The organism is Bacillus cereus group sp. TH152-1LC, assembly GCF_027710505.1.
Taxonomy (GTDB): Bacteria; Bacillota; Bacilli; order Bacillales; family Bacillaceae_G; genus Bacillus_A; species Bacillus_A mobilis.
On the sequence record NZ_JAQFNK010000011.1, the window covers coordinates 169,426 to 178,511 of the forward strand.

Here is a 9,086-nt window from a genome sequence, read left to right on the forward strand (position 1 = left end):
ATAAAGCCCTTGAACCTAGCGTGAAAACGTGTAGGCACAAGGGTTATTCCCGTTGTACCTACACTCTACTAAAGAGCCTTGTAGGTATTTTGTCTACAAGGCTCTTTTTATTTTCGGTTTAGGTGAATGAAATAGGCATACATTAGAAAGGGAAAGGTGTGAGAATTTAGATGACAAAATGGAAACGGGCAAATCCAAATGGAACGAGAGACTATTTATTCGAAGAATGTACGTTAATTGAAGAAGTGGAACAAAAATTAAGACGTACTTTTTTAGAGCGAGGTTATGAGGAAATAAGGACACCTACAATAGAATTTTATGATGTTTTCGCCTTTCAAAATAGACCGATAGATGAAGAAAAGATGTATAAATTTTTTGATGAAAAGGGACGGATTATCGTCTTACGTCCAGATATGACAATTCCTTTAGCGAGAGTAATGGGAACGCAGAGGTGGGATACGCCGCTAAAACTGACGTATGGCGGGAATGTATTTCGGGCGAATGAGTCCCTTACTGGAAAATATAATGAAATTGTACAAAGTGGTATTGAAATTATTGGGATTGATAATGTAAGAGCTGAAATTGAATGCGTCATAAGCGTCATTCAATCACTTCAAAAGGTGAAGGTGCAATCTTTTACAATAGAGATTGGGCAAGTGCAGTTATATAAATGTATTGTCAAAAAGCTCTCCATTCATGAGGAAGAAGAGAGAGTACTTAGAACATATATTGAAAGTAAAAATTATGCTGCTCTATCAAATTTTATTAGAGAAAAGAAATTAGATCGAAGTGATGAAACAGTGAGATTACTTGAGAAATTACCAAGGTTATTTGGGAATTTAGAAGTGATTGAGGAAGCGGAAAAACTCGCCTCGAGTAATGAAATGAAAATGGCCATCGCAAGAGTGAAAGAAATATATGAAGCCATTGAAAAACTAGGCTATGGATCTTACATATCAATTGATTTAGGTATGATCCAAAATCTAGATTACTATACGGGAGTTATTTTCAAAGGGTATATATATGAAATTGGAGAAGAAATTGTTAGTGGCGGAAGATATGATGAGTTAATTGGAAATTTTGGAGAAATGCTGCCGGCCGTTGGACTCGCGGTGCAAGTCAATCAAATTGTGAAGGCGCTGCAAGAGCAGCAAGAACCATATGAACGAAAGAGAATAGATATTATTATTCATTATGAGTTAAATAGATTAGCAGAAGCGGAAAGATTACGAAGTTTACTTCAAAAGGACGGGAAAAAAGTAGAGCTATCTTTATTCTCTAATGTAAACGATACCTTTCAATTTGCAAGAAAAAATCAAATAATAACGGTCGTTGAGGCAAAGAATGAATCATTAGTGGAATATGTATGGAAAGAGAAATGGGTAGTCCAGAAAGAAGGAGAAACCTCATGCGTAACATTCAAATTGCGTTAACGAAAGGAAGATTAGAGAAGCATGTGATTCCACTCTTTGAGCAGATTGGAATTGATTGTTCAGAGCTCAAAAATAAAGGACGAAAGCTTGTCTTTCAAAGTAAAAATACAGATATCTCATTTATTTTAGTGAAAGCAGTAGATGTTGCTACTTATGTAGAACATGGAGTAGCGGATATTGGGGTCGTTGGAAAAGATATTTTAATGGAAAACGAGAAAGATATTTATGAAATGTTGGATTTAGGAGTAGGCGTGTGTAAGTTTTGTGTAGCTTCTATCCCTACATATAACCCGAAGAGCTACCGGAAGAAACGTATTGCAACGAAATATCCCCATATTACTTCTACCTATTTTCATGATAAAGGAGAGGATGTAGAAATTATTAAAATAGAAGGTTCTGTAGAAATCGCTCCTATTCTTGGATTGGCAGATGCAATTGTTGATATTGTTGAAACAGGAACAACATTACAAGAAAATGGACTCATTGTATTTGAGGAAATGTGTTCTATATCTGCTCGAATGATCGTAAATAAGGCTGCATTAAAAACTAAAAAAGACGAAATATTCAGTATTGTAAATATGATGGAGCAAGAAATTTTGTCAGGAAAATAGGGGGACTTGAAATGGAGATCGTTTGTGAAGATTTTCAAAAGGCGTTATCGAAAATAAAATTGCTGCGAGAAAACGCTAATATAATAGAAGAAACTGTTCAAAGAAGTGTAAGAGAGATTGTTCAAAATGTAAGGGAGAATAGGGATGAGGCCCTATCTTTTTATACAAACAAGTTTGATGGTGTGGAGATGAAAGAGTTTCGTGTAAGTGAAGAAGAAATAGAACGAGCGAGTATGTTTGTAGAAAATTCATTTTTAGAAGCGTTACAAGAGGCGAAGAAAAACATTATATCGTATCACGAAAAGCAAAAAAGGCAATCCATATTCGATTGCGAGAGTAAAGGCATCATTAGGGGACAAATCATTCGGCCGTTAGAAAATGTAGGGGTATACGTGCCAGGCGGAACTGCTTCCTATCCTTCGTCAGTATTAATGAATGTATTACCAGCGAAACTCGCAGGTGTGAAAAAAATTGTAATGGTAACACCGCCGAGAGAAGGAGGAATTGATCCACATATTTTAGTTGTTGCAAGCCTTGCAGGAGTAGATGAAATGTATACGATAGGTGGCGCGCAAGCAATTGCTGCTTTAGCATACGGGACGGAATCGATTCCGAAAGTGGATAAAATAGTTGGACCTGGAAATTTGTATGTCGCTCTAGCGAAACGAGAAGTATACGGAATAGTAAATATCGATATGATTGCCGGCCCGTCAGAAATTGTAGTTATTGCTGATGAAACTGGTAATGCAAAATATATTGCTGCTGATTTATTATCACAAGCAGAACATGACGAGAGAGCAACGGCAATTTGTATTACAACGAATATAGAGTTAGCGAAAGAAGTAGAAAAAGAGATAGAAAGACAGTTAGAAACATTACCAAGAAGCGAAATTGCACGTGAATCGATAAATAGAAATGGAGCCATTTGTATCGTTCCTTCTTTAGAAGAGGCACTCCAATTGTCGAATGAAATCGCTCCAGAACATTTAGAGTTACATATAAAAGAACCGATGAATGCTTTAGCTTATGTGAAACACGCAGGATCTATCTTTCTTGGACCATATGCACCGGAACCACTCGGTGATTATATAGCAGGACCGAATCATGTGTTACCGACAAGTGGTACGGCAAGATTTTTCTCACCGTTATCAGTCGATGATTTCGTGAAAAAATTAAGCTTCCTGTCTTATACGGAGGAAGCGTTAAGAGATGTACAACATCATATTATAGAACTAGCCAATAAAGAAGGGTTACATGCGCATGCGAGAGCAATTCAAATAAGATTTGAGGAGGAAGAATAATGCGTGAGTATAGTCAAATACGTGAGACGACAGAAACAAAAATAAAATTAAGTTTGCAGCTTGATGAAGGGAAGGATGTTTCTGTACAAACGGGAGTTGGATTTTTTGATCATATGCTAACTTTATTTGCAAGGCATGGAAGATTCGGTTTACAAGTGGAGGCGGAAGGAGATGTATTCGTTGATGCACATCATACAGTTGAAGATGTTGGAATTGTACTCGGAAATTGTTTGAAAGAAGCATTGCAAAATAAAGAGGGGATTAACCGTTATGGCTCTGCTTATGTACCGATGGATGAATCTTTAGGTTTTGTAGCAATTGATATAAGCGGACGCTCGTATATTGTATTTCAAGGAGAATTAACGAATCCGAAGCTAGGGGATTTTGATACAGAACTAACAGAAGAATTTTTTAGAGCGGTTGCTCATGCTGCAAATATTACGTTACATGCCCGCATTTTATATGGAAGTAATACACATCACAAAGTTGAAGCATTGTTTAAGGCGTTTGGTAGAGCGCTTAGGGAAGCGGTTGATAAAAATGCCAACATTACTGGTGTAAATTCAACGAAAGGGATGTTGTAATTGATTGCTATTATAGATTATGGAATGGGGAATATTCGTAGTGTAGAACAAGCATTAAAATATATTGAAGCAGCGTACATCGTAACAAGTGATAAAGAAGAGATTTTTAAAAGTGATGGAGTGATTTTACCAGGAGTAGGTGCATTTCCAAAAGCGATGGATGTATTGGAAGAAAAAGATTTAGTGTGTGTATTAAAAGAAATCGGGCGTTCAGGAAAACCGCTTTTAGGCATTTGCTTAGGAATGCAGCTTTTATTTGAAAATAGTGAGGAACTACAAGACTGTAACGGATTAAGTTTATTGCCAGGTGTTATTCGAAAGCTAAAAGTCCCTTATAAAATTCCACATATGGGATGGAATGAGCTAAAGAAAGAGGGAGAAATAGCGCTTTGGAATGGAGTAGAGGACGGTTCATTCGTATATTATGTCCACTCTTATTACGCAGATTGTCCTAATGAAATTGTATATGGAATAAGTGAATATGGATTGAAAGTACCTGGTTTTGTAGCAAAAGGAAATATATACGGCGCACAATTTCATCCTGAAAAAAGTGGTGACATTGGGATGCAAATGTTGAAAAATTTCAAAGGGGTGGTAGAAGCATGGAAATCTTCCCAGCTATCGATTTAAAAGAGGGACGATGCGTTAGATTGTATCAAGGAGAGTTTAGTAAAGAAACAGTAATGAATGAAGACCCGGTTGCGCAAGCGATTATATTCGAAAAATCGGGAGCGAAAACACTGCATATTGTTGATTTAGATGGTGCAATTGCTGGCGAATCGTTAAACTTGCCGATCATTGAAAAAATTTGCAAGGCAGTACACATTCCTGTGCAAGTTGGAGGCGGAATTCGGTCACTTGTAGCGGTAGAAAAGTTATTGTCAGTAGGTGTAGATAAAGTGATTTTAGGAACAGCTGCTCTTTATGATAAGGAATTTTTAGGGGAAGCAGTTCGTCTATATAAAGAAAAAATCATTGTTGGAATTGATGCGAAAAATGGTTTCGTAGCAACGAGAGGCTGGCTTGATGTTTCTGAAATTTCTTATATTTATTTAGCGAAGGAAATGGAGAATGTAGGTGTTCAAACAATTGTGTTTACAGACATTTCGAAAGACGGGACACTTGCAGGGCCGAATGTAGAGCAATTGGAGTTACTACAAAAAAGTGTGGGCATTCGTCTTATTGCTTCTGGAGGAGTGGCATCTATTCAAGATGTGAAAAAATTAAATGATATGAATATATACGGCGTCATAATTGGTAAGGCTCTTTACGAGAAAACGATTAATTTAGGAGAAGTGTTAGAGGTAACAAAGTTATGTTAGCGAAACGTATTATTCCATGTCTAGATGTGAAAGAAGGGCGAGTCGTAAAAGGTGTAAATTTTATAGGATTACAAGACGTCGGTGATCCTGTTGAAATAGCTGCTTTATATAATGAGGCGGGAGCAGATGAAATTGTATTTTTAGATATTACGGCAACGCATGAAGGACGAAAAACAATTATCGATGTTGTAGAAAAAACAGCTTCGAAAGTATTTATTCCTCTTACAGTTGGCGGGGGGATTTCAAGTGTTAAAGATATCTACAATTTACTAAGAGCGGGAGCAGATAAAGTTTCAATCAATTCAGCGGCAGTGCGAAATCCAAAGCTAATCAAAGAAGGGGCAGAACACTTTGGCTCACAATGTATTGTCGTCGCAATTGATGCTAGAAAAATAGCAGAAGATAAGTGGAATGTATATGTGAACGGCGGAAGAGTTGATACGGGAATGGATGCAATTGAATGGGCAAATCGCGTTACCGAGCTAGGGGCAGGCGAAATTTTGTTAACGAGTATGGATGCAGATGGAACGAAAAATGGATATGACCTCCGTTTAACAGAAGAAATTTCAAAAAGCGTTTCCGTACCAGTCATCGCGTCAGGCGGGTGCGGTCATGTTGATCACATTATAGAAGTCTTTCAAAAGACAACAGTTGATGCAGCGTTAGCGGCATCCATCTTTCATTATGGTGAGGCGACAGTGCAGGACGTAAAGAGAAAATTAAGAAATGCAAACGTTGAGGTGCGGTTATGAAACCAAACTTTTCAAAAGGATTATTACCAGCAGTTGTAATGGAAGAAGGGACAAAAGAAGTTTTAATGCTAGCTTATATGAATGAAGAAGCATATGAAAAAACGCTAGAAACGAAAAGAACATGGTTTTATTCTCGTTCAAGAAGGTCGTTATGGAATAAAGGAGAAACATCAGGAAATGTCCAATATGTGCAATCTCTGTATTTAGATTGTGATCAAGATTCAATCGTTGTTGTCGTAAAGCAAGTGGGACCTGCTTGTCATACCGGAGAGAAAACGTGTTTTCATTACAAAATTATATAGGGGGATACATATGGGAAACGCCTTTACATTACTATTTGAAACAATTGAAGAACGAAAGAGAAATCCACTTCCTGAATCGTATACAAATTACTTGTTTTCAAAAGGAGAAGACAAAATTTTAAAGAAAATTGGTGAGGAATGCACGGAAGTAATTATCGCATCTAAAAATAATGATAAAGAAGAATTGGTGAAAGAAATGGTGGATGTATTGTATCACTGCTTCGTTTTATTAGCCGAAAAAAATATATCATTAGAAGATGTTATGGAGGAAGTGACAGAAAGAAATGGGAAGCTTTCGCGAGTAGGGGACAGAAGAGACATAGATACATTATAAGGGGGAATATAGATGAAGGTGGATTATCACATTCATTTAGAAGAAGGTCCATATTCAATAGGGTGGCTAGCGAAAATAAATGAATCATTGCAACAGTATGAACCGCTTAAAGAAGAAAAACATTCTATGGAATGGCTTGTGAAAACACAAGAACGCCTGCAAAGACGTGTGAAAGAAGGGCCATTTACAACGAAATGGATTGATTTATATTTAGAAGAAGCTTTGCGAAAAGGTATAAAGGAAGTTGGTATTGTCGATCATTTATACCGTTTTTATGAAGCGAAAGAATACTATGAAAGATATGTCGATATTAGTGATTCTAAGCTTGGTCATTTACAGAAGGAGTGGCTAGACCAAGTAAGGGTAGCGTCACTACATGATTTTACAAAGGCAATAGAAGAAGCGAAAGAACGATGGAGTAAACGAGGCGTGACGCTTAAAGTTGGAATTGAAGCAGACTATTTTATTGGTGGTGAACAAGAATTACAATCTTTACTGGCATTAGGAGACTTTGATTATGTAATTGGTTCTGTTCATTTTTTAAATGGCTGGGGATTTGATAATCCAGATACGAAAGAATATTTTAAGGAGCATGACTTATATGCTTTATATGATACGTTTTTCAAAACGGTTGAGTGTGCAGTTCGCTCTCAGTTATTTGATATTATAGCTCATCTTGATAACATAAAAGTATTTAATTATCGGTTAGATGAGAATGAACAAATTTCGTATTATAAGGACATTGCGTGTGCGTTAGTAGAAACGAATACGGCAACGGAAATAAATGCGGGATTGTACTATCGCTATCCTGTGCGCGAAATGTGTCCGAGTCCACTATATTTACAAGTATTAGCTAAGCACGGGGTTCCGATTACACTCTCCTCAGATGCTCATTATCCGCATGATTTAGGAAAATATGTGGAAGAGAATATAAAGACGTTACGTAATCATGATATTTCACACTTAGCTACCTTTACGAAACGAGTAAGAACGATGAGATTACTGGAAGAAGAAGTATCCATTTCAAAATGATCACGATTTTTTGATGAAAACTCTCCTTTTTGTTCAAAATAAGAAAGAATAAAAAGGAGGGTAAGAAATGGCGAAACAACAAAATGTACAAAGTGCAGAGCAACAAGCGTATACTTCTGAAACGAATGCTACATCTCAATCCGTTATTGAGGAACAAATTAGTGATACAGTTGCAGAAGGAACAATCGATGTGAAGCTTGGAAAAGAATCGCAAGAAAAAGCATAAGAAGAGGGGAGACTTGCATCTCCTCTTTTTTTATGGAAAAGTGTCGATTTTCAAAACTATAATCAAATTCCTTGGTTTTTATATGTGGATTTCTTACAATGAAAGATAAGAGGTATCTTATTTTCTATAGAAGAGGTGTTAGTAGTGGCGAAAATATTAGTAGCAGGAAAAATTCCAGCAATCGGATTAGAACTATTAAAGGATCATGATGTAGAAATGTACGATAAAGAGGCTTTAATTTCTTTAGATGAATTAACAGAGCGTGCAAAAGATAAAGATGCATTGTTAAGCCTACTTTCTACAAAGGTGACAAAAGAAGTGATTGATGCGGCACCTAATTTGAAAATTATTGCAAACTACGGTGCTGGTTACGATAATATTGATTACTCGTATGCCGAAGAAAAAGGCATTGCGGTAACGAATACACCGAAAGTATCAACTGAAGCGACAGCAGAATTAACATTTGCACTTCTTTTAGCAGCTGCACGTAGAATTCCTGAAGGCGATACGCTATGTCGTACAACTGGATTTAACGGATGGGCGCCATTATTTTTCTTAGGCCGTGAAGTACACGGGAAAACAATTGGAATTATTGGCCTTGGAGAAATCGGAAAGGCAGTTGCAAAGCGTGCGAAAGCGTTTGGAATGAATGTTTTATATACAGGGCCAAATCGAAAACCTGAAGCTGAAAGTGAACTAGAAGCAACATATGTAACATTGGAAGAATTATTACAAACAGCAGACTTTATTACAATTAACTGTGCGTATAATCCGAAATTGCATCATATGATTGATGAAGAACAGTTTAAAATGATGAAGAAAACAGCGTATATTGTAAATGCTTCACGTGGACCAATTATGCATGAAGCGGCACTTGCTCATGCATTAAAAACGAATGAAATTGAAGGGGCGGCTCTTGACGTATTTGAATTTGAACCGAAAATTACTGAAGAGCTAAAAGGATTAAAGAATGTAGTACTTGCTCCTCACGTAGGAAATGCAACATTCGAAACGCGTGATGCGATGGCTGAAATGGCAGTAAGAAATATTTTAGCCGTATTAAAAGGTGAAGAGCCTGTAACACCTGTAAATCAAAAAGCAGTAGTTACAAAATAAACATACTAAGATTAGTAGTGCAGACCAAGGCATTGGTTCGCACTACTATTTTTTTTATATAGTAGAAGTGAAG

At 36.9% G+C, this 9,086-nt stretch carries 12 protein-coding genes; all 12 read left to right on the top strand.

Annotated features, from left to right (window positions below):
• The first annotated feature begins 170 nt into the window (after positions 1-170).
• A complete protein-coding gene (gene hisZ, locus PDL00_RS22385) occupies positions 171-1,433 on the top strand; it encodes an ATP phosphoribosyltransferase regulatory subunit (protein WP_270731218.1) in 1,263 nt (420 codons plus the stop codon).
• A complete protein-coding gene (hisG, locus tag PDL00_RS22390) occupies positions 1,409-2,044 on the top strand; it encodes an ATP phosphoribosyltransferase (protein ID WP_242250914.1) in 636 nt (211 codons plus the stop codon). The genes hisZ and hisG overlap by 25 nt, the downstream gene beginning before the upstream one ends.
• Positions 2,045-2,055: 11 nt before the next feature.
• A complete protein-coding gene (hisD, locus tag PDL00_RS22395; protein ID WP_270731219.1) occupies positions 2,056-3,345 on the top strand; it encodes a histidinol dehydrogenase in 1,290 nt (429 codons plus the stop codon).
• A complete protein-coding gene (gene hisB / locus PDL00_RS22400) occupies positions 3,345-3,929 on the top strand; it encodes an imidazoleglycerol-phosphate dehydratase HisB (protein ID WP_242250916.1) in 585 nt (194 codons plus the stop codon). The genes hisD and hisB overlap by 1 nt, the downstream gene beginning before the upstream one ends.
• Positions 3,930-4,559, top strand: coding sequence for an imidazole glycerol phosphate synthase subunit HisH (gene hisH / locus PDL00_RS22405; RefSeq protein ID WP_242250917.1), 630 nt, complete (start codon positions 3,930-3,932; stop codon positions 4,557-4,559).
• Positions 4,532-5,251 carry a 1-(5-phosphoribosyl)-5-[(5-phosphoribosylamino)methylideneamino]imidazole-4-carboxamide isomerase gene (hisA, locus tag PDL00_RS22410; protein ID WP_242250918.1) on the top strand — a complete coding sequence of 240 codons (720 nt, stop codon included), beginning with the start codon at positions 4,532-4,534 and terminating at the stop codon, positions 5,249-5,251. The genes hisH and hisA overlap by 28 nt, the downstream gene beginning before the upstream one ends.
• Positions 5,245-6,003, top strand: a complete 759-nt coding sequence (gene hisF, locus PDL00_RS22415) for an imidazoleglycerol phosphate synthase cyclase subunit (protein WP_270731220.1) — start codon at positions 5,245-5,247, stop codon at positions 6,001-6,003. The genes hisA and hisF overlap by 7 nt, the downstream gene beginning before the upstream one ends.
• Positions 6,000-6,305 carry a phosphoribosyl-AMP cyclohydrolase gene (gene hisI, locus PDL00_RS22420; protein WP_073517398.1) on the top strand — a complete coding sequence of 102 codons (306 nt, stop codon included), beginning with the start codon at positions 6,000-6,002 and terminating at the stop codon, positions 6,303-6,305. The genes hisF and hisI (PDL00_RS22420) overlap by 4 nt, the downstream gene beginning before the upstream one ends.
• 10 nt (positions 6,306-6,315) lie before the next feature.
• On the top strand, positions 6,316-6,639 hold the full coding sequence (gene hisI, locus PDL00_RS22425; RefSeq protein ID WP_000525958.1) for a phosphoribosyl-ATP pyrophosphatase: 324 nt from the start codon (positions 6,316-6,318) through the stop codon (positions 6,637-6,639).
• Between the two features lie 12 nt (positions 6,640-6,651).
• Positions 6,652-7,671 (top strand): histidinol phosphate phosphatase domain-containing protein, encoded by a 1,020-nt coding sequence (locus PDL00_RS22430; protein ID WP_270731221.1) that lies wholly within the window; start codon positions 6,652-6,654, stop codon positions 7,669-7,671.
• Between the two features lie 67 nt (positions 7,672-7,738).
• Positions 7,739-7,897 carry a DUF4025 domain-containing protein gene (locus PDL00_RS22435; RefSeq protein WP_270731222.1) on the top strand — a complete coding sequence of 53 codons (159 nt, stop codon included), beginning with the start codon at positions 7,739-7,741 and terminating at the stop codon, positions 7,895-7,897.
• Between the two features lie 144 nt (positions 7,898-8,041).
• Positions 8,042-9,013 carry an NAD(P)-dependent oxidoreductase gene (locus PDL00_RS22440; protein WP_270731223.1) on the top strand — a complete coding sequence of 324 codons (972 nt, stop codon included), beginning with the start codon at positions 8,042-8,044 and terminating at the stop codon, positions 9,011-9,013.
• The last annotated feature ends 73 nt before the right edge of the window (positions 9,014-9,086 follow it).

Coding starts and splice junctions, on each gene's coding strand:
- hisZ (WP_270731218.1), top strand. CDS start 171: ATGACAAAATGGAAACGGGCAAATCCAAATGGAACGAGAGACTATTTA.
- hisF (WP_270731220.1), top strand. CDS start 5,245: ATGTTAGCGAAACGTATTATTCCATGTCTAGATGTGAAAGAAGGGCGA.
- hisA (WP_242250918.1), top strand. CDS start 4,532: ATGGAAATCTTCCCAGCTATCGATTTAAAAGAGGGACGATGCGTTAGA.
- hisB (WP_242250916.1), top strand. CDS start 3,345: ATGCGTGAGTATAGTCAAATACGTGAGACGACAGAAACAAAAATAAAA.
- PDL00_RS22430 (WP_270731221.1), top strand. CDS start 6,652: ATGAAGGTGGATTATCACATTCATTTAGAAGAAGGTCCATATTCAATA.
- hisI (WP_000525958.1), top strand. CDS start 6,316: ATGGGAAACGCCTTTACATTACTATTTGAAACAATTGAAGAACGAAAG.
- PDL00_RS22435 (WP_270731222.1), top strand. CDS start 7,739: ATGGCGAAACAACAAAATGTACAAAGTGCAGAGCAACAAGCGTATACT.
- hisG (WP_242250914.1), top strand. CDS start 1,409: ATGCGTAACATTCAAATTGCGTTAACGAAAGGAAGATTAGAGAAGCAT.
- hisI (WP_073517398.1), top strand. CDS start 6,000: ATGAAACCAAACTTTTCAAAAGGATTATTACCAGCAGTTGTAATGGAA.
- hisD (WP_270731219.1), top strand. CDS start 2,056: ATGGAGATCGTTTGTGAAGATTTTCAAAAGGCGTTATCGAAAATAAAA.